Origin of the sequence: Mycetohabitans sp. B2 (genome assembly GCF_021733735.1) — a bacterium.
Taxonomy (GTDB): domain Bacteria; phylum Pseudomonadota; class Gammaproteobacteria; order Burkholderiales; family Burkholderiaceae; genus Mycetohabitans; species Mycetohabitans rhizoxinica.
Window position 1 is genome coordinate 137,042 of sequence record NZ_JAHKSP010000049.1, and the last position, 18,515, is coordinate 155,556.

An 18,515-nucleotide genomic window follows, 5' to 3' on the forward strand; every position below is an offset into this window, starting at 1 on the left:
CACCAGCCGCGTACTGCCGAGCGCCGGCGAAGAGCGGGTCTTCGACCCACAGCCCAATAACGTACCGGGACAGCGTAACGCCACGGGCCTGTCGCGCACAATAGGCCGAACGGCCGGGTTCGCGTGCGGCAGGCGCTTTGTTATGCTTGGGTCTTTCACTAACGACGGGGCGCCCCTGTGGCCGTCACGCGTCGCGATCTTCATCCGCCGCTTCATGCTTGAACTGTTTTACTCGAACCGCTATGAGACGCTTGCCTCGGCGCTGTTGGGCGACCTCGCGCGCATCGGCGGTGACCTGTGGCGGCCGCAGCCGATCATCGTGCCGAATACTGCGGTGCGCCGACGGCTCGAACTAGACTATGCCGATCGGTTTGGCCTGTGCGCGAATGTCGAATTTTGCTATCTCGCGCAGTGGTTATGGGCACAGATCGCGCGCGTCGACGTAATCGATGTGCCGCGCGAATCGCCGTTCGCGCCGGAGCGTCTCGCATGGCGGCTTTACCGGCGGCTCGCGCAGCGTGACACTGTGCGCGATGGCGACGACCAGGTGTCCTCGACACGACTGGACGCGTACTTGTCGGCGGCGGATCCTGCGATGACGTTCGATCTGGCGCGTCGCATCGCCTGCGTTTTCGATCATTATCTGACGTATCGTCCGCATTGGCTTGCCCAGTGGCTGGCAGGCGAGTCGATTTTCGCGCCGCGCCGCCAGCCGGGCGGCGCGCCACGGCTTGCCGACGCGACGCCGATACAGCGCGCCGATGAGGCCTGGCAAGCACAATTGTGGCGCGACGTGCTCGGCGAACTGGCCGGCGGACACGATGCGGGTGCCGATGCGCTCGAACGAATGTCGCCGCCCGCGTACCGGTTTCTGTCAATCGCATCGCAATTGGATCTGGACGACATCGCGCGCGCGGACTGGCCGGCGCAGGTCAGCGTATTCGCGTTGCCGACGATGCCACCACTACATGTGCAGTTGCTGCGCGAGCTGTCGCGCTGGATCGACGTGCGGATCTATGCACTCAATCCATGCCGCGAGTACTGGTTTGACATCGTCACGCAACGACATGCTGACGCGCTGGATGCGGCGGGACAACTCGACTACCAGACGGTCGGACACCCACTGCTGGCCGAGTGGGGGCGGCAGACACAAGCGCAACTCGCGTTGCTGCATGAGCATACCGAGGGTGCGGTGGCGGGCGAGAGCAGCGAATTCGTCGAGGCCCCGGCGTGCAGCTGGCTCGCTGTCGTGCAAAATGCGATTCTGTCGCTCGAGCATCCGGTGTCGCCGTCGCCACCGCCTGCGCGCAACGGCATCGAGGTTTACGTCTGCCACAGCCTGGCGCGGCAGTTCGAGGTGCTCCATGATCGGCTGCTGGCCGAATTCGATGCGGATCCGAGTTTGACGCCGGCCGACGTACTGATCGCGGTACCCGACCTAATTGCCGCCGCGCCGATCGTAGACGCGGTGTTCGGCGCGGTGCCGCCGAGCGACCCGCGCCGCATCCCGTATCGCGTCACCGGCTTGCCGCCGTCCCAAGCCAATCCGCTCGCGCGCACGCTGCTGGACTGGTTGGCCCTGGCGGAGCGCGACGTCAACGCTTCCGCGCTGGTCGAATGGCTGCGCGTGGATGCGGTTGCGGCGCGCTATGACATCGATCCGGTAGCGCTGGACACCGTGCAAGGGTGGTTGGCAAACGCCGGCGCGCGCCGTTCGTTTGCGCCGCGTGAGCAGCGGGATCTTGACGCGCCTCGCGCTCGCCATACGTTTGCTGACGCTTTGACGCGGTTGTTTCTTGGCTACGCGATGCCGGACGACGCACTGCCTATCGGCGACTGGTTGCCGGTGGCGGCATCCACCGGCGCCGACGCCATGCTGCTTGGGCGGCTCGCGCAATTCGTCGACGAGCTCGATGCATTTGCGCTCGCGTGCGCGACACCGCATACGGTTGCACAGTGGCGTAATGTGCTGCTCGCCGCGCTCGAGCAGTTCTTCGATGCCCGCGGTCCAAATGCTGATTCATTGAGCGAGTTGCGCGACGCACTCGATGCGCTCTTTGTACAAATCGAAGCAGGTGCGCCGCATACACCGTTGCCCGCGGCGGTGTTGCGTACGGCGTTATTGTCCGTGCTCGACGATCCGGCGCGCGGTGGGGTCCCGTCTGGCGCGGTGACCGTATCGCCGCTGTCCAGCCTGCGAGGCGTGCCGTTCCGTGTCGTCTGCATGGCTGGTATCGACGATGGCGTGTTGCCGACGCGCGCGCGCGCGGATGAGTTCGACTTGATGGCCGCGTTTGCACAACCCGGCGACCGGCAACGTCGCGATGACGAGCGCAACTTGTTTCTGGACCTCATGTTGGCAGCACGCGATACCTTGCTACTCAGCTATACCGGCCGCAATATCCGCGACAACGCCGAGTTGCCGCCATCGGCGCTGGTGGCCGAGCTGCTTGATCACCTCGCGTCGTTGAAGGCGGGCGAAGGGGCGAGCCTCGACGAAATTGCACTGGCGCGGCGCAGCTTTGTTACGGAACATCCGTTGCAGCCGTTCGCGCTGTCGTATTTTTCGATGCAGGGCCCGTTGTTGACCTACGATGCAGATCGCGCGCAAGTGGCTGCGGCGCTTGCCGATCCAACACGGCGGATGGAGGCGGACGCCATGCCGCCGTTTTTTGGCGTTGCGCTGCCTGCCGATATGCGTGAGACGATCGGGTTGGATGAACTGGCGCGATTTTGGCGCCACCCGCAACGCGCGCTGCTGCGCGAACGACTGGGCATCGTGCTGCATCGCGCGCAGGCTCCATTGCCCGACACCGAGCCGTATGAGTTCGACTATGCGGGGCGCGATGCGCTCGCCGGGCGCCTGCTGCCGTTGCTGGTGGAGTCATCGGCGTACGCCGAGCGGGCCCATGAAATCGCGCGTGCGATTCCCGAATTGCCTGGAGGTGCAACCGGACGCGCGATACACGAGCGTGAGGTGGTGGCGTTGAGCAAGCTGGCTGAGTACATCCGGGGGCAGGTTGGCACCGGACTCGAACCGGTCGAATTTTCGATCCACGTTGCCCCGCGCTGGCCTGAGCGGCTGGAGTCCGTATCGACGTTACTGGACCGGGTGCCGGCGTGGCGCGGGACGGTGCTGTTGCCGACGGTGTTGACCGGCGTGCTAGACGGGGTGACCCGTAACGAATTGGTACTCTATCGCTATGCCAGGCCGACCGCTCGTGATTACCTCGATGCGTGGCTGCGCCATCTGTGCTGGTGTGCCGCAAGTCCGCAAGCCTCTCGCCAGACGCTGTGGATCGGCGACGACGAGCGCTTCGTGCTCACGACGCCACGGGACCCGCACGCGTACCTGGGCGAGTTGCTCGCGCTGTATCGTGCCGGGTTACGCGCGCCGTTGCGTTTCTTTCCGAAAAGCGCCTGGTCACTCGTGTCGCAAAGCGAGTCCGCAGCCCGCAACGCGTGGTCGAACGAACGTACGGGCGGCGAGCTCGACGATCCAGCGATCCAGCTCGCGTTGCGCGGCACGCCGATGACATTGGACGATACCTTTGTCGCCATTGCTAGGACGGTGTTCGAACCGCTGCTCGCGCACCTGCAGCCGGCGGAGGACGCTTGATGACCTCCGACGTGCTTGAACTTGACGTCTTCGCGTGCGCGCTCGATGGCGTGACGCAGATCGAGGCCTCTGCCGGCACCGGCAAGACTTGGAATATCTGTGCGCTCTATCTACGCCTGTTGCTCGAAAAGGACTTGCAAGCGGACCAGATCCTAGTCGTGACCTTTACGAAAGCGGCTACTGCGGAGCTGCACGAGCGAATCCGGGCGCGCCTGATGCAACTCGAGCAGGCGCTCGCGCATGGCGTCGCGCTGGACGACCCGTTCGTGACTGGGTTAATCGGGCGGCTCGTCGATGGCGACGCGCCGGAAACGGCCACGCAGCGCGCGCTGAAGCGAATCCGGCGCGCGTTGCATGGTTTCGATCAGGCCGCGATTCATACGATTCATGCGTTCTGCCAACGTGCGTTGCAAGAAGCGCCGTTTGCGGCTGCGATGCCGTTCGCGCTCGAGACCGAAGCCGACGACACCACGCTGCGCTTCGATGTCGCCGCGCAGTTCTGGCGCGAGCGCGTCGAACCGGAAGCGGCACGCACGCCGGGATTCGCGCACTGGCTCGTTGCGCACGGCGCCGGGCCCACTGTGCTACAGGCGTTGCTCGCGCAACGTCTGAAAAAGCCATTGGCCGAACTTGTATGGACCGACCCAGCGTGTGATGAGACGGTCGACACGGCGATCGATCATTTTGGTCGCGCCAAAAACCTATGGCGCGACGAGCGAGAGCAGATTGCGCAGCGGCTCGCCGACTGTGCCACCCAGTTGCACCAGCGCACGCACAAGCCATCTCAAGTGCAAGCCGCGCTGGCGGCGTGGGAGCGATTTTTTGTGCGCGGCGATCGCTATGCGCCGGTTCCGAAGGACGCGTTGAAGTTGACTTCGTCGTCGCTGACTGCTGCCACCAAGGTCCAATGCCAGCCGCCGACGCACCCGTTCTTCGACTGCGCGGACGCGTTGGTTGCCGCGCTCCGTGAAGAGCAAGCGATGCATTTGCGTCGTTGGTTTGCGTTGGTGCGCGAGTGGCTGCGTGTCGGGCCGTCGAGCGTTGCCGAACGCAAGCGTACCGCGCGAATCATGTCGTTTGATGACCTGCTGGCCAATTTGCATCATGCGCTGCATGTGCACCCTTGGCTCGCCGATGCGTTGCGTGAACGCTATCCCGCAGCGCTGATCGATGAGTTCCAGGACACGGACCCGCTGCAGTTCGCAATCTTTAACCAAATTTTTGCACCGAAGGGTCCCTTGTTCCTCGTTGGCGACCCGAAGCAGGCGATCTACAGTTTTCGTGCCGCCGATTTGCATACATACTTGGACGCGCGTGCCCATGCCAGCGCCCGCTACACGTTGGCCGTCAATCAACGGTCCGATCCCGCGCTGATCGCTGCGTGCAATCGGTTGTTCGGTGCCAACCCGCGCGCTTTTGTGCTCGACGGGCTCGACTACCACCCGGTGCGCGCCGCCATGAGGTCGCGACCGGCATTTGTCGACCGGCACGATCCGCTCGGCGCAAGCGATGGCAGTGGGGCGGCCTTGAGAGTATGGTGGCTGCCGGACCACGCGCCGCTGAGCAAGCGGGATGCCGAGCGCGCAGCCGCTGAGGCGTGTGCGGCAGAGATCGCACGGCTCATGCGCGACGCGCGGGCGGGCGATGCGACGATCGGCACCGAGCCGCTCGCTCCGGCGAATATCGCCGTGCTCGTGCAGGCGCATCGGCAGGGTATGTTGATGAAACGGGTATTGCGCGGATGGGGCATTGGCAGCGTGGAACTTGCCCAAGCCTCGGTGTTCGCCTCAATCGACGCGGAACAATTCGAGCGTCTCTTGTTGGCGATCGACACGCCGGGTGACCTGCGACGCTTGCGAGCGGCATTGGCCACAGACTGGATCGGTTTGGACGCGGCGGCATTATGGGCCATCGAGCAAGGTGAGCCAGCCGCTGCCGCCGCTGGCCGATGCGAGCCGGTGCCATCGGAGCTGGACTCAGCATCGTGGGTGGAGCGGTTTGCGGGCTATCGGTTGCTTTGGCACGAGCGCGGCTTTGCGCCGATGTGGCGCATCGTGATGCGCGAACTGCGCATTGCGCAGCGCCTGGCGAATGCAGACGACGGTGAACGCCGGCTGACCGACGTGAATCACCTGGCCGAACTGATCCAGGCTCGCGACAGCGAACATCCCGGTATCGCGCCAACGCTATGCTGGCTGAGCGCGCAGCGTGCGGATCCCGGCGTCGGCGACGAGACACAATTACGGCTCGAATCAGACCGAGATCTGGTCCAAATTGTGACGATCCACAAGTCCAAGGGACTCGAGTACCCCGTGGTGTTCTGCCCGTTCCTGACCAACGGTGCATTGCGTGCCGGGCCCTCGTGCGCTGCATTGCCGGTGGCGCGCGAGTACCATCGTGAGGATGGACTTGCCGTGCTGCACTTCGGCTGCGATGGTGACGAGGCGCAGCGCATCGATCGAGGCGTGAGGCGCGAACAGGCGGCCGAGCGTGCGCGCCTGATCTATGTCGCGCTCACGCGTGCAGTGTATCGGTGCTATCTTGTGGCGGGGATCTACACGAGCGGCGCCCATGCATCGACGAAGGAGGCGCGTCAAAGTGTGCTGAACTGGCTCGTTGCCGGCGGATCGACACATTTCGACGCATGGTTGGATGGACCACCTGAGACTGCCGCGTTGGCGGCGTGCTGGCGCGCGTTGCCGGGCGACGACGAGGGCGTCGTCGTCGTGCCACTGCCGACCGTGGCCCGACGTGATCCGTTGCCTCCACCCGATGCATCGCACGTGGACGTGCATGCACGCGTGCCGGCGCGCCGTCTCTTCGATGCCTGGCGGATCGCGAGTTTCAGCTCGCTCGCCTCGACGCGACAACGGCCGTTACCGGATATCGACGATGTGTTGCACGCGCGACCTGATCACGACGACGATGTCGCTCAGGCCGATACGCAGGCGATTAAAGCAGACCTAGAACCGATGCCAACTAATGCGTCGCCCGGGCTGCGTGACGACGACATTCTGCGTTTCCCCCGGGGGCCGGCCGCGGGCGACTGTTTGCATCGGCTGATGGAGCTTGCTGATCTGCGCGATCCTTCGAGCTGGCCGACTGCCATCGTGCGGGCTCTGACCGAGCAGCCGGTGAGTTCGCGCGAGCTGAGCACGGAGCAGCTCAGTGCGATGATGACGCGCCTGTTGCGGGATCTTGCGCATACTCCGCTCGAAGCGGACTTCATGCTCGGCGAGTTGGATCCATCGCGTCGGTTGACCGAGCTCGAATTTGTCTTCCCGGTTGCGTCGCTCGATATACGCCGGTTTGCGACAATGCTGGAGGAGCACGGCATCGCCGGCATGGCCCTCGACGATGGCGTATTGCATGGTTATCTGAAGGGGTTCATCGATGCCGTGATCGAGTTCCGCGGCCGATTCTGGATTATCGACTGGAAATCGAACTATCTCGGCAACTCGCCGCACGCGTATCGCACGGCCGCGCTATCGGCCGCGATGGATGCCCATGCATATCGGTTGCAGGCACTGATCTATACGATTGCGTTGCACCGATATCTGCGGGCGCGCCTGCCGGATTACGACTATGACACCCATTTTGGTGCAAGCCTGTATCTATTCTTGCGAGGCGTACGGCCGGATTGGCCTGGCGCCGGCATCGAACGATTCAGGCCGACGCGCGCCGCCGTCGATGCGTTCGACGCCCTGTTTTCAACGGGGGGTGGCCATGCTTGATTTCACTGGGCGCGGACCATGCCCGACTTCGGTAGAAGGCAGTGATGACTGACATCATGCTGGCCCAGGGGTTCTCGCGCCGGATCGGCGCGCTCGCGCAAAGCTTGGGGGCAGCCGCCGGCGATGCACGCGTCGCTGCTGCTGCTGCCGCGATGGTCAGCGCGGCGACTGCAAATGGACATGTCTGCATCGAGCTGGCAGCGCTTGCGCGGCAACTCGGGCAGCCGTCCGACACAGTCCGCGCGTCGCTGCTTGCAAGCGGTGTTGCCACGCGCATCGATGACGACGAGCCGGCGCCCCGTTTGCCGCTGGTAATCGACCTCGATGACCGACTGTATCTCGCACGCTATTACGAATTCGAGCGTGGGCTCGCCAATGCACTGAGTGCGCGCGCGCGGGCGGAATTTGACGATGCGTCGTTTGATGACGCGCAGCGGTGGCGTAACATACTGACCCGCTATTTTGGCGAGGCGAGCGGCAGCGACCTCGACTGGCAGCGTGTCGCGGCGGCTGTCGCCTTGTCCGGGCAACTGACGATTGTTAGCGGTGGGCCGGGCACGGGTAAGACGACCACGGTCGTCGGCGTGCTAGCCTGTTTGCTCGATGCCAAGCCGGATCTGCGCATCGCGCTGGCGGCGCCCACTGGCAAGGCAGCACAGCGCATGCTGGAGGCATTGGCGTCCCGCGCCGACCGATTGGCTCACGATATCGCCGCCAAGCTGCCGACCGCGTCGTATACGCTGCATCGATTGCTGGGCAGCACATCGGACAGGGGTTTTCGCCATCATCGGCGCAATCCTTTGCCGTACGATGTCATCGTCGTTGACGAGGCTTCGATGATCGACGTCGCGCTGGCAAGCCGGTTGGTGGACGCCGTTGCACCGCGTGCCCGGTTGATCCTGCTGGGTGACAAGGACCAATTGGCCGCGGTCGACGCGGGGGCAGTGTTCGCCGAACTGAGTGCACATCCATGCTATGTCGGGCAGCGCGCCGAGCGTATCGCGCAGGCGCTTGGCTGCACGGTCGATACATTGCGCAACGCGCTCGCCGCGCATGTTCGCGGTGGCCTGCCCCAATTGCAGCCTGCTACCTTGGGGCAGGCTGCTACTCCGACGCGGCTTACCGCATCCGCACCGCCTGCCGCGCCGGCCCCGCCCTCAGCGTCTGCACAGCGCGATCTGTTCGCCGACGACAATCCGGCGGTTGGGGCAGATATCGTCGAGCCAGCGCCGAACGACACGGCACGTGCGGCAGACGGTGCACAGCCTGCTGCGCTCGCCAATTGCGTCGTGTGGTTGCAGACCAACTATCGGTTCGGCCTCGATTCCCCGATCGGGCAGCTGTCCAGTGCAATTCGCGACGGCTCGCCTGCGGACGCGCTCGGCGTGCTCGATGCAGCAGACGATCGCGCGCCCGCACACTTCATCGATGACGGCGGGCCGGCAATCGGACACGCGGCACGCGACTATATCGCGCGGGGTTTCGCACGCTATGCAAATCTGCTGGCCGGGATGCTGCAGCGGTGTGAGTCACAGGCCGCTGCGCTGTTCGATGCGCTCAACGCATTCCGTGTGCTGTGCGCGGTTCGCGCTGGCCCGCATGGCGTCGATGCGTTGAACGAGTGGATCAGCGCTGAACTGCGTCGGGTTGCCCGCTTGCCGCTTGCACCGGCCGCCCGGTGGTTCGCTGGCCGTCCGGTCATCGTCACGCGCAACGACTATGCACTCGGCCTGTTCAATGGCGACATCGGCATCGCGCTGCCGGCCGGCGACGGCACGCTGCGGGTGGTCTTCGAACAGGGTGCCGGGCAGCGCCGGAGCGTGTCGCCCGCGATGCTGCCGTCGCACGAGACGGCATTCGCGCTCACGGTCCACAAATCACAGGGTTCGGAATTCGAACGGGCTGCGCTGGTGTTGCCGCCTACGTTTAGCCGGGCGTTGTCGCGAGAGTTGATTTACACGGCTGTGACCCGCGCGCGGGCTCAAATCACGATTATCGGCACGCGTGCGGTGTTGGCACAGGCCATCGGCACGCCGACCCGCCGCGATACCGGACTGTCGGCACGGTTACGATACGCTGAGGCGCGTGCCCGGCGCGAAACAGCCTCATCACGATAAAGTCGCGGGCTTGTCGCGCCGTCGCGCCTAGTCGGTCACCGGCCGTCTACCGGCCTTGACTTCGCCACGCCGCGTCTTCGTGTCGAGCCTGCGCCTCCGAGACGCCAGCGTCGGCTGGGTTGCCCGGCGGGGCCGGCGGGGGGTATTGGCGCGTTCGATTAGCTCGTGCAGGCGTGCGAGTGCCTCGGCACGGTTCAACTCTTGTGTCCGATAGGACTGCGCCTTGATCACGATGACCCCGTCGCGCGTAATGCGGTTGTCGTTCAGCGCGAGCAAGCGCATCTTGACCACCTCGGGCAGCGATGAAGACCGAATCGAAAACCGTAGGTGGATTGCACTGGATACCTTATTGACGTTTTGCCCACCTGCGCCTTGCGCTAGCACTGCCGTCATGGTGATTTCTTGGTCAGGAATGACGAGTTTGTGCATGGTTTAGTGTCTGCCCGTACCAGCCCTAGCCGGTATTGCATCATGGACGCAGGTTTCGCTTCGCTTGCGCGTAATGCTGGCTGCCTGATGGGCGGTCAGCATTTCTTTGGGTCGCAGCATTATGAATGCCTAGTTCGATCAGTAGGATGTCTAGATTCTCGAACTGCTGCAGTAGGAGGCCCCCATTTTGCATGCCGAGGTCGGACGGCGCGTTCATCTGAGCTAGCCGGCTGTATCCGAGCGAATCCGCAGGCTCGAGGCCAGTGGCGTGATTGCCGGATAACGCATGCAAGTCTCAAACGGCGCGCCCCGAAACGTGCCCTTCGAAACGGTGCCCCTGTTCAGCAGCGTGCCGCGCGCAGCCGCAATAGGGTCTTGCCGCGGATTGGCGAGCTTGCGCCAGGCGCTACGATGCCTGCGCGCGTAACCGCTTGACGAAGCCGGCGGCGAGCGCGGTGCCAATCAGCACGACCCCGCATCCCTCGATCATCCGCATCGACACGGATTCCGCGAGGAACAGCGCACCCCATAGAATACCGAACACCGGTACCACGAACGTTACCGTCATCGCGCGAGCCGGGCCGGCCGTGGCCAGTAAATGGAAGTAGAGCCTGTACGCGATACCCGTGCACGCGACGCCGAGCGCCAGCACCGCGAGCCACGCATGCGTCGAGACCTGGGCGGTGGGCCAGCACCACGTGGCCAGCGGTAGCAGGGCGATGGACGCGCCGACCATGCTGCCGCACGCCACAGTTAATGGATCCACGCCGGACAGGTACTGTTTGGTGTAGTTCGCCGCCACGCCGTAGAGTGCCGTGGCACCGAGCGCCGCGCCTGCGGCGAGCGCCGTGGTGGTCGCTGGTACCGGCGTGCCGCTCGCGCCTACCGGTGCCGTAATCTGATCCCAAACCAGCAATACCACGCCTGCAAAGCCGAGCGCGAGCCCGGTGGTGCGCATGCTGCTGAGCCGGTCACCGAGCCAAACGAATGCGACCAGGGCACCCCACAATGGCGTTGTCGCGTTAATCACCGAAGTTAATCCGGCCGACAGCGTGAGTTCGGCGTAGGCAAACAGGCAAAATGGCACGGCTGAATTCAATACGCCAACGACGAACAATGGCCACCATTGGCGGCGCGCGCTATGCCACGCGCCGGCTAAACCCTTTTGTGCCACCAGCAACGTGGCTAGGAACACCGCGCCGATCGAGACGCGTAGTGCCATCAGTGGTGTGACGCCGAATTCGGCCACCCCGATCCGAATGAACAGAAACGAGGCGCCCCACAGCGCGGCAAGCACAAGGAGATAAAGAAGGTTGCGGGCTGTCATAGGCAGAATTAACAAGAAGGCCTATCACTCTAAGCCCTGGCGGCCGCGCTGGGAATAGCGCTCCAATCGTTACGGCGGCAAATCGTTATGGCGGCACTTTGCTTATGGCTGAGTGGTTTAGCTTGGGGCGAGGCAATGGATCTGCGCAGCCCATAGCGTGGAGAAGAGCGCGGCTAGCCCGCGCGGTCATGGTGCGATCGAATGCTTGGTCCACGGGGCCGCAATGAGCAGAGCAAGCCATCCGATGGTGGGCGTGCAGCAGATAGCAAGGGGTGCTGCGCACCCCGGCGCGACGTCGGGCAGGCACGCCGCCTCGTAAGCGTGACGGGCGTGACGGAGTCCGCGTGCGTCCGGATGAGCGACCAAGGGACAGCCGGCGGCGTGTTGGTAGAAGTGCCGCCGGCTGGGCCGTTCTGCCGAGGCTCACGCGAGCCGTGGCCCTGTCGCGCGACGAAGCGTTACTTGCCGACCTGATTGCCGATGATGCCGCCGACAGCTGCGCCGCCCAGCGTCGACAGCGCGTTGCCGCCGACTGCCGCGCCAGCGACGCCGCCCACGCCCGCGCCGATCGCAGTGTTGCGCTGGCGCGTGGTCATCCCGTCGCACGCCGCCAGGCTCGTCAGCAGCGCGGCGACGAGCGCCGCAGCGCCGATACGCTTGACCGAATTCATGATCGTGACTCCTCGTTGTGTTGATTGCCGACCTAATTCGATAGTACGCGATCAATACGTTTTAAGACGTTGCGGCTTTGTAGGCGATTCGTCGCTTTTGTAAGCAAATGTTACTTTACTGCTTTTGGTAGATCTCGGCGCCCGACTGCTTGAACTCGATCGCCTTGACTTCCATGCCCTTGCGCAGCGCCTCCACTTCGCCGACACCTTGCTTCTCGGCAAACTCACGCACGTCCTGCGTGATCTTCATCGAACAGAAATGCGGGCCGCACATCGAGCAGAAGTGGGCAACCTTTGCGGAATCCTTCGGTAGTGTCTCGTCGTGGAATTCGCGCGCCTTGTCCGGGTCGAGTCCGAGGTTGAACTGATCCTCCCAACGGAACTCGAAGCGGGCCTTCGACAACGCGTTGTCACGTATCTGCGCGCCGGGATGCCCCTTCGCAAGGTCGGCGGCGTGCGCGGCAAGCTTGTACGTGATGATGCCTTCTTTGACGTCGTCTTTGTTCGGCAACCCCAAGTGCTCCTTTGGCGTCACGTAGCACAGCATCGCGGTACCAAACCAGCCGATCATCGCCGCGCCGATGCCCGAGGTAATATGGTCGTATCCCGGTGCGATGTCGGTAGTCAGCGGCCCGAGCGTATAGAACGGCGCCTCGTTGCACCACTCCAGCTGCAAGTCCATGTTTTCCTTGATCAACTGCATCGGCACGTGCCCCGGGCCTTCAATCATTGTCTGCACATCGTGCTTCCACGCAATCTGTGTCAACTCGCCCAGCGTCTTGAGTTCGGCGAGTTGCGCCTCGTCGTTTGCATCGTAGACCGAGCCCGGCCGCAACCCATCGCCCAGCGAGAAACTCACGTCGTACGCCTTCATGATCTCGCAAATGTCTTCGAAATGTTCGTACAGGAAGCTCTCGCGGTGATGAGCAAGACACCACTTGGCCATGATCGAGCCGCCGCGCGAGACAATCCCCGTCATGCGGCTCGCAGTCATCGGTACATAGCGCAGCAGCACGCCGGCATGAATCGTGAAGTAATCAACGCCTTGTTCAGCCTGCTCGATCAGCGTGTCGCGGAAGATTTCCCAGGTCAGTTCCTCCGCCTTGCCGTGAACTTTCTCCAGCGCCTGGTAGATCGGCACGGTACCAATCGGCACCGGGCTGTTGCGGATGATCCACTCGCGCGTCTCGTGGATGTTCTTGCCGGTGGACAAGTCCATCACGGTATCGCCGCCCCAGCGGATCGCCCACGTCATCTTGTCGACTTCCTCGCCGATCGATGACGTGACAGCGGAGTTGCCGATGTTTGCGTTGATCTTCACCAGGAAGTTGCGGCCGATGATCATCGGCTCGGATTCGGGATGATTGATGTTGGCCGGAATGATCGCGCGACCGCGTGCGACTTCGTCGCGCACGAATTCGGGGGTGATTTCGCGGGCCTGGGTGCCACTGAATGCCGCCGCGCCGAATGCGTTGCCACGGTGCTGCCGACCGATCAGCTCGGCCAGCTTGGCGCCTTGTGGTCCGCTGGCGCGCAGACTTTCCAGATACTCGTGGCGACGCTGGTTTTCGCGGATCGCAATGAACTCCATTTCCGGCGTGATGATGCCGCGGCGCGCGTAGTGCATCTGGGTCACGTTGGCGCCCGCCTTGGCTCGCCGCGGCGCGCGATGCAGGCCTGGGAAGCGGAGGTGCGCGGTGTCCGCGTCGGCCGCGCGGGCCTGGCCGTACTGGCTCGAGAGCCCTTCCAGCCGCTCGGTGTCGCCGCGTTCCTCGATCCAGGCCTCGCGTAGCGCGGGTAGGCCGGCGCGGATATCGATCCTGACGTCGGGGTCGGTATATGGGCCGGATGTGTCATAGACCGTGATGGGCGGGTTTTTCTCACCACCGAAGCCGGTCGGCGTGTCGGCCTGGCTGATTTCGCGCATCGGAACCCGTAGGTCAGACCGGGAGCCGGTCACATAGATCTTGCGGGAATTCGGCAGCGGCGCGATCGCGGCATCGTCCACGCGCGCGGACTCGGACAGAAACTTTGGATTGGCAACCATTGAATGTCTCCTGTGGGCAAGGGCAACGGAACACGGGAGACCGGAGAAGCGGCGGAGCGGGGCGGATGCGGCGACATCATTGATCGACCCCGGACGCTTCCCTGCGCTGGCATTACCCAGATCAGGTTCAAAGGGTGTTTCTCACCCGCTTGACGACGGTGCGCAAGCAGGACCCCCGCGTAGCAGGGTCAAGATACACTGGTTCAGGGGCGTTGGCAACCGCCGTCCGTGACGTTGACACCGCTGTCTGAAACGTGTGTCAAGCGTCTCGCGCATCCGGCGCACGACTTCGACAGCCAGGCGAATGCGATTCTTGATGGATCCACCCCAGCGATCGGTGCGGCGGTTAGTGCGTGGACACAGAAATGAATTGAGCAGGTAACTCACCCAACTCCAGCGGTTTTAGTAAATTGGGGTAAGGCTTACTCATTGTATGAAAGAAAGTGGCGGCCTCGCTTGTCTGCGCACCCTATACCGGTACGTCGTGCCCCCTTTCGGTAAACAGCGCTAAACCCTTGGTTTTAGGGGGCGACGTGTTGTCGGACGGAGCGTTGCCGGGGCAGCGGGCGCCAATTCTGGCATGCCTATTGCTATAATTGCACTCGTTGCCGAATTTTGGCACTTGCTATGGAGGTCGCAATCATGTTGAGGTGGGCGTTATTCTTTGCGATTGTCGCCATTATCGCGGGATTGCTTGGATTCAGCGGCATTGCCACGGGCGCGGCAGCGATTGCGAAGTTCCTGTTCTTCGTCTTCCTCGTGCTGTGCGTGGTGTTCCTGCTGTTCGGCATTTTTGTCGCAAAGAAGGTTACCTAGCCGTCCCACGCAAATGCCGGGCGTGTCGTGCGCGTGGATAAAGAGGCCGCGTTGCTGCACGATGCAGGGTGTTCTTTCTTCTTGTCGCGGCCGTGATGGTCCGTGCATCGAAATTAACTGGCTTGGCCACGCGCGGCGCGCAAACTGCGCGAAATTTTATTTTACGTTTTCGCTGTCATGTTTGTCGTCAGTCGGCTGATCGACGTGACGAGGACATGACGGTCACTCATGGAGGTTGCAATGACAGACACCTTTAGACTCGACTTAGAAACAATCCGCGAGCGCGCTCGCCAGCATATGGACGAGGGCCCCGTGACGTCGACCTACAGCGCGGATCGCGACACGATTCTAAAGCTGCTCAATGACGCGCTGGCCACGGAGTTAGTCTGCACGCTGCGCTACAAGCGGCACTATTTCATGGCAAAGGGGATCAACTCGGAAGCGGTGGCCGACGAGTTCGCGCAGCATGCGGCCGAGGAGCAGCAGCATGCGGATCAGCTGGCGCAGCGCATCGTGCAGTTGGGCGGGGCGCCCGATTTTGCGCCGGCCGGGCTGGCCAGCCGCTCGCACTCCGAGTATGTGGAAGGCGAGACGCTGACCGAGATGATTCGAGAGAACCTGGTTGCGGAGCGCATCGCGATCGATACCTACCGAGAGATCGTCAAGTACATTGGCGACAAGGACCCGACCACGCGCCGCATCTTCGAGGAAATCCTGGCGGTCGAAGAAGAGCACGCTGACGATATGGCCGATTTGCTCGCGGAGCGCGCCTAACGCGCCGGCCGCTTCACGCGGCCTGCGCACGTCGCTGGCCGCCGCGCCAATGGACCACGCCAACCAGCGCGGCGGCTAGCGCAGCATCGCGGCATCGAACACGGCCCGTGAACTTTGCATAGTGGACGGTGCTATCCGCGACCCGCGCGGGCTGGCAGGATGCCGAGAAGCAGGCACTCAATGAGTAGGATGTCGAAAAGCAGGCCGTTCAAATAGCAGCGTGCTCATGATGGCGTCGAGCGCATGGCTGCGTTCAGCGGGCGCCGCGATCTGCGCTGCGAGCGGCGCGGCTGTTGTCCAACTCAGGCGGACAACCCGGCTGCGTGCATCGCGAGGCGCAACACACCCGCGACAACGGCCAGCGCGGCGACGCTAGCCGTCCACAGCGCGATCAGCCAAGCTAGTCGCGTGGCCCAGGTCGGCACGCGGTTTCGAGGGGGTTTTTGCATTAATGGTAGTGCTCGCCAGGGCGTACCTTGCCCCGGAACACATAGTATGACCACGTTGTGTAGCCGAGGATGAACGGGATGATGAACAGCGTGCCGAGTAGGGTAAAGCCCTGACTTTGCAACGGGCCGGCCGCGTCCCAGATCGACAGCGACGGTGGCACGATATTCGGCCAGATGCTGATTGCCAGCCCGGTGTAGCCCAGGAACATGAGCGCCAGCGCGCACAGGAATGGACCAGCGTGCGGCGCGTGGCTCAGCGAGCGTTGGAGAGCATAAACAGAAAGTAGCACCAGCAACGGGACAGGGCAGAACCAAAGCAGGTTGGGCAGCGTAAACCAGCGCTGTGCGATGTGCGGATGGGCGATCGGCGTCCAGATGCTGACGATCGCGATCGCGGCGAGCACGAGCCATGTGAGCTGCCGCGCCACGCCGATCATCGTGTGTTGCAACGTATGTTCGGTTTTCATAATCAGCCATGTCGCGCCCAGCAACGCATAGATCACAACCACGCCGAGCCCGCAAAAGAGCGCAAATGGCTTAACCCAATCGAGGGCGCCGCCAGCGAATGCATCGCCATTGACCTTCACGCCGTCGATATACGCGCCCAGCGCTACGCCCTGGAAGAACGATGCGAGCAACGAGCCGGCCATGAATGCGATGTCCCAGATGGGGCGCTCGCGATCGTTGGCCTTGAAACGGAATTCGAACGCCACGCCGCGAAAGATCAGGCCGAGCAGCATAAAGATCAGCGGCAGATACAATGCGCTCAGCAAAATCGCATAGGCTCGTGGAAACGCGGCCAGCAGCCCGGCGCCGCCGAGTACCAACCAGGTTTCATTGCCATCCCAGACCGGCGCGACGCTGTTCATCATCAAGTCACGCTCCGTACGGTTCGAGACGAAGGGAAAGAGCAGGCCGATACCTAGGTCGAAGCCGTCAGTCACGACATACATCATCACGCCGGCAAAGATGATCACGGCCCAGACCAGTGAAATGTCAAAACCCATCGTCGTTATCTCCCGATCTTGCTCGTCGTGGCCGATCGATGCTCATCTTCGTGCGCGGCGGACAAGGGGCGCGCCGGGGTGTGTGGCTGTCCCGGGCCGCCCGTGGGTGGCCCGGCATCGGGGCGCGGCTGGGGGCCCTGACGGATTAACCGCAGGATATAGGCCAACCCTGCCCCGAAGACAAAAAAATATGACACAACGAACAGCACCACCGACAGCAGTATTTCCGGCGCCGAATGCGGCGTCACCGCGTCGGTGGTGCGCAGTAGGCCATACACGACCCAAGGCTGCCGGCCGATTTCCGTGGTCAGCCAGCCTGCGAGCACGGCGGCCAGTCCGGCCGGCCCCATCACCAACGTGCAGCGCAGGAATGCCCGGCAGTGGTATAGGCGTGCGCGGCGGCGCAAGAACAGGCTCCATGCGCCCAGCGCAATCATCAATAGTCCGAGGACGACCATCGCGCGAAAGGTCCAGAACACCACGGTCGAATTCGGCCGCTCGTCTGGGGGAAACGCCTTCAAGCCCTGGAATTGCTTGTTCCAGCTATGCGTCAGGATCAGGCTGCCCAAGTACGGAATCTCGAGCGCATAACGGGTTTGCTCGCGTTGCATGTCGGGCCAGCCAAAGACGATTAGCGGCACGGCTTCGTTTTCACGGTTCTCCCAGTGGCCCTCGATGGCAGCCAGCTTGGCTGGCTGATGTTCCAGCGTGTTGAGCCCGTGTGCGTCGCCCACCACAGCCTGGATTGGCGCGACGACAAGTATCATGCCCATTGCCATCGATAGCATCTTGCGGGTCGCCGCATTGTCGTGCCCGCGCAGCAAGTGCCAGGCGGCCGATGCGGCCACGAACAACGCGGTGGCCAAAAATGCGGCCAGACTCATGTGCACGAGGCGGTACGGGAACGACGGATTGAAGATGACCTGCAACCAATGGACTGGCACGACGCGCCCATCGATGATCTGATAGCCTTGCGGAGTATGCATCCAGCTGTTCGAGGCCAAAATCCATGTCGTTGAAATCAGCGTCCCGACGGCGACCATGATGGTTGACAGGAAATGCAGTCCCGGTCCGACCTTGTTCCATCCGAACAACATGACACCAAGGAATCCCGCCTCGAGGAAGAACGCGGTCAGTACCTCGTAGGTAAGCAGCGGGCCGGTCACGCCGCCGGCAAAGCGTGAAAAACCCGCCCAGTTAGTGCCGAACTGATAGGCTATGACGATGCCCGATACCACACCCATGCCGAAGTTGACGGCAAAAATTTTGATCCAAAATTGATACAGGTCGCGATAGACGACGTTGCGTGTGCGTAGCCAGCATCCCTCAAGCACGGCCAGATAGCTCGCCAAGCCAATCGTGATAGCGGGAAAAAGAATATGGAAAGCAATCGTAAAAGCGAACTGAAAACGCGCCAAGTCCAGCGCGGACAAGCCTAACATGCGGGTTCCTCCATCGCGGCAACGACGTCCGCAGTTGGACGACGCGCCATTGCGTAGCAGACCCCGTGCCCGTGCCCCTGGTG

The 18,515-nt window shown here is 63.1% G+C and carries 12 protein-coding genes, 1 pseudogene and 1 riboswitch; of the genes and pseudogenes, 5 read left to right on the forward strand and 8 right to left on the reverse strand.

Annotated elements, in window-relative coordinates:
* Nucleotides 1-214 precede the first annotated feature (214 nt).
* Genes recC through KPG66_RS12845 form a run of 3 tightly spaced genes read left to right on the forward strand, consistent with a single transcriptional unit; the run spans nucleotide 215 to nucleotide 9,470 of the window.
* Nucleotides 215-3,619, forward strand: a complete 3,405-nt coding sequence (gene recC / locus KPG66_RS12835; RefSeq protein ID WP_041755007.1) for an exodeoxyribonuclease V subunit gamma — start codon at nucleotides 215-217, stop codon at nucleotides 3,617-3,619.
* Nucleotides 3,619-7,353 carry an exodeoxyribonuclease V subunit beta gene (gene recB / locus KPG66_RS12840; RefSeq protein WP_237071093.1) on the forward strand — a complete coding sequence of 1,245 codons (3,735 nt, stop codon included), beginning with the start codon at nucleotides 3,619-3,621 and terminating at the stop codon, nucleotides 7,351-7,353. The genes recC and recB overlap by 1 nt, the downstream gene beginning before the upstream one ends.
* Nucleotides 7,354-7,397: 44 nt before the next feature.
* Nucleotides 7,398-9,470: an AAA family ATPase gene (locus KPG66_RS12845; protein WP_237071094.1), complete on the forward strand. Its 2,073-nt coding sequence runs from the start codon at nucleotides 7,398-7,400 to the stop codon at nucleotides 9,468-9,470.
* 27 nt (nucleotides 9,471-9,497) lie between these two features.
* Here KPG66_RS12845 and arfB read toward each other — a convergent pair whose 3' ends face one another.
* The 5 genes and pseudogenes from arfB to KPG66_RS18045 all read right to left on the reverse strand — a co-directional run.
* A complete protein-coding gene (arfB, locus tag KPG66_RS12850; protein ID WP_237071095.1) occupies nucleotides 9,498-9,899 on the reverse strand; it encodes an alternative ribosome rescue aminoacyl-tRNA hydrolase ArfB in 402 nt (133 codons plus the stop codon).
* Between the two features lie 406 nt (nucleotides 9,900-10,305).
* Nucleotides 10,306-11,226, reverse strand: coding sequence for a DMT family transporter (locus tag KPG66_RS12855; RefSeq protein WP_237071096.1), 921 nt, complete (start codon nucleotides 11,224-11,226; stop codon nucleotides 10,306-10,308).
* Between the two features lie 458 nt (nucleotides 11,227-11,684).
* On the reverse strand, nucleotides 11,685-11,897 hold the full coding sequence (locus KPG66_RS12860) for a glycine zipper 2TM domain-containing protein (protein ID WP_237071097.1): 213 nt from the start codon (nucleotides 11,895-11,897) through the stop codon (nucleotides 11,685-11,687).
* Nucleotides 11,898-12,012: 115 nt separating this feature from the next.
* Nucleotides 12,013-13,944 (reverse strand): phosphomethylpyrimidine synthase ThiC, encoded by a 1,932-nt coding sequence (gene thiC, locus KPG66_RS12865; protein ID WP_237071098.1) that lies wholly within the window; start codon nucleotides 13,942-13,944, stop codon nucleotides 12,013-12,015.
* 80 nt (nucleotides 13,945-14,024) lie between these two features.
* A riboswitch (TPP riboswitch) is annotated at nucleotides 14,025-14,131 on the reverse strand.
* A gap of 134 nt (nucleotides 14,132-14,265) precedes the next feature.
* A pseudogene (locus KPG66_RS18045) lies at nucleotides 14,266-14,331 on the reverse strand (hypothetical protein); the annotation flags it as partial.
* Nucleotides 14,332-14,586: 255 nt separating this feature from the next.
* Here KPG66_RS18045 and KPG66_RS12875 point away from each other — a divergent pair.
* Both KPG66_RS12875 and KPG66_RS12880 read left to right on the forward strand, forming a co-directional pair.
* Entirely contained in the window at nucleotides 14,587-14,760 is a 174-nt protein-coding gene (locus KPG66_RS12875) for a DUF1328 domain-containing protein (protein ID WP_041755006.1), read from the forward strand.
* A gap of 240 nt (nucleotides 14,761-15,000) precedes the next feature.
* Complete coding sequence (locus tag KPG66_RS12880) at nucleotides 15,001-15,534, forward strand: ferritin-like domain-containing protein (protein WP_232509405.1); 534 nt, start codon at nucleotides 15,001-15,003, stop codon at nucleotides 15,532-15,534.
* A gap of 302 nt (nucleotides 15,535-15,836) precedes the next feature.
* Here the strand turns inward: KPG66_RS12880 and KPG66_RS12885 are convergent, their stop codons facing one another.
* From KPG66_RS12885 to KPG66_RS12895, 3 genes are read right to left on the reverse strand one after another with little or no spacing between them, the layout of a single operon-like run.
* Nucleotides 15,837-15,983 carry a DUF2474 family protein gene (locus KPG66_RS12885; protein WP_083813542.1) on the reverse strand — a complete coding sequence of 49 codons (147 nt, stop codon included), beginning with the start codon at nucleotides 15,981-15,983 and terminating at the stop codon, nucleotides 15,837-15,839.
* Nucleotides 15,983-16,990 carry a cytochrome d ubiquinol oxidase subunit II gene (gene cydB / locus KPG66_RS12890; protein WP_237071099.1) on the reverse strand — a complete coding sequence of 336 codons (1,008 nt, stop codon included), beginning with the start codon at nucleotides 16,988-16,990 and terminating at the stop codon, nucleotides 15,983-15,985. Before cydB ends, KPG66_RS12885 begins: the two co-directional genes overlap by 1 nt.
* A 5-nt stretch (nucleotides 16,991-16,995) precedes the next feature.
* Nucleotides 16,996-18,432, reverse strand: a complete 1,437-nt coding sequence (locus KPG66_RS12895; protein ID WP_237071100.1) for a cytochrome ubiquinol oxidase subunit I — start codon at nucleotides 18,430-18,432, stop codon at nucleotides 16,996-16,998.
* Nucleotides 18,433-18,515 lie beyond the last annotated feature (83 nt).

What these genes read in the sequence shown, in the direction of transcription:
- KPG66_RS12885 (WP_083813542.1), bottom strand. Translation starts at nt 15,983, where the DNA reads ATGCAAAAACCCCCTCGAAACCGCGTGCCGACCTGGGCCACGCGACTA.
- recB (WP_237071093.1), top strand. Translation starts at nt 3,619, where the DNA reads ATGACCTCCGACGTGCTTGAACTTGACGTCTTCGCGTGCGCGCTCGAT.
- KPG66_RS12860 (WP_237071097.1), bottom strand. Translation starts at nt 11,897, where the DNA reads ATGAATTCGGTCAAGCGTATCGGCGCTGCGGCGCTCGTCGCCGCGCTG.
- KPG66_RS12875 (WP_041755006.1), top strand. Translation starts at nt 14,587, where the DNA reads ATGTTGAGGTGGGCGTTATTCTTTGCGATTGTCGCCATTATCGCGGGA.
- KPG66_RS12845 (WP_237071094.1), top strand. Translation starts at nt 7,398, where the DNA reads ATGACTGACATCATGCTGGCCCAGGGGTTCTCGCGCCGGATCGGCGCG.
- cydB (WP_237071099.1), bottom strand. Translation starts at nt 16,990, where the DNA reads ATGGGTTTTGACATTTCACTGGTCTGGGCCGTGATCATCTTTGCCGGC.
- arfB (WP_237071095.1), bottom strand. Translation starts at nt 9,899, where the DNA reads ATGCACAAACTCGTCATTCCTGACCAAGAAATCACCATGACGGCAGTG.
- KPG66_RS12880 (WP_232509405.1), top strand. Translation starts at nt 15,001, where the DNA reads ATGACAGACACCTTTAGACTCGACTTAGAAACAATCCGCGAGCGCGCT.
- recC (WP_041755007.1), top strand. Translation starts at nt 215, where the DNA reads ATGCTTGAACTGTTTTACTCGAACCGCTATGAGACGCTTGCCTCGGCG.
- KPG66_RS12895 (WP_237071100.1), bottom strand. Translation starts at nt 18,432, where the DNA reads ATGTTAGGCTTGTCCGCGCTGGACTTGGCGCGTTTTCAGTTCGCTTTT.
- thiC (WP_237071098.1), bottom strand. Translation starts at nt 13,944, where the DNA reads ATGGTTGCCAATCCAAAGTTTCTGTCCGAGTCCGCGCGCGTGGACGAT.
- KPG66_RS12855 (WP_237071096.1), bottom strand. Translation starts at nt 11,226, where the DNA reads ATGACAGCCCGCAACCTTCTTTATCTCCTTGTGCTTGCCGCGCTGTGG.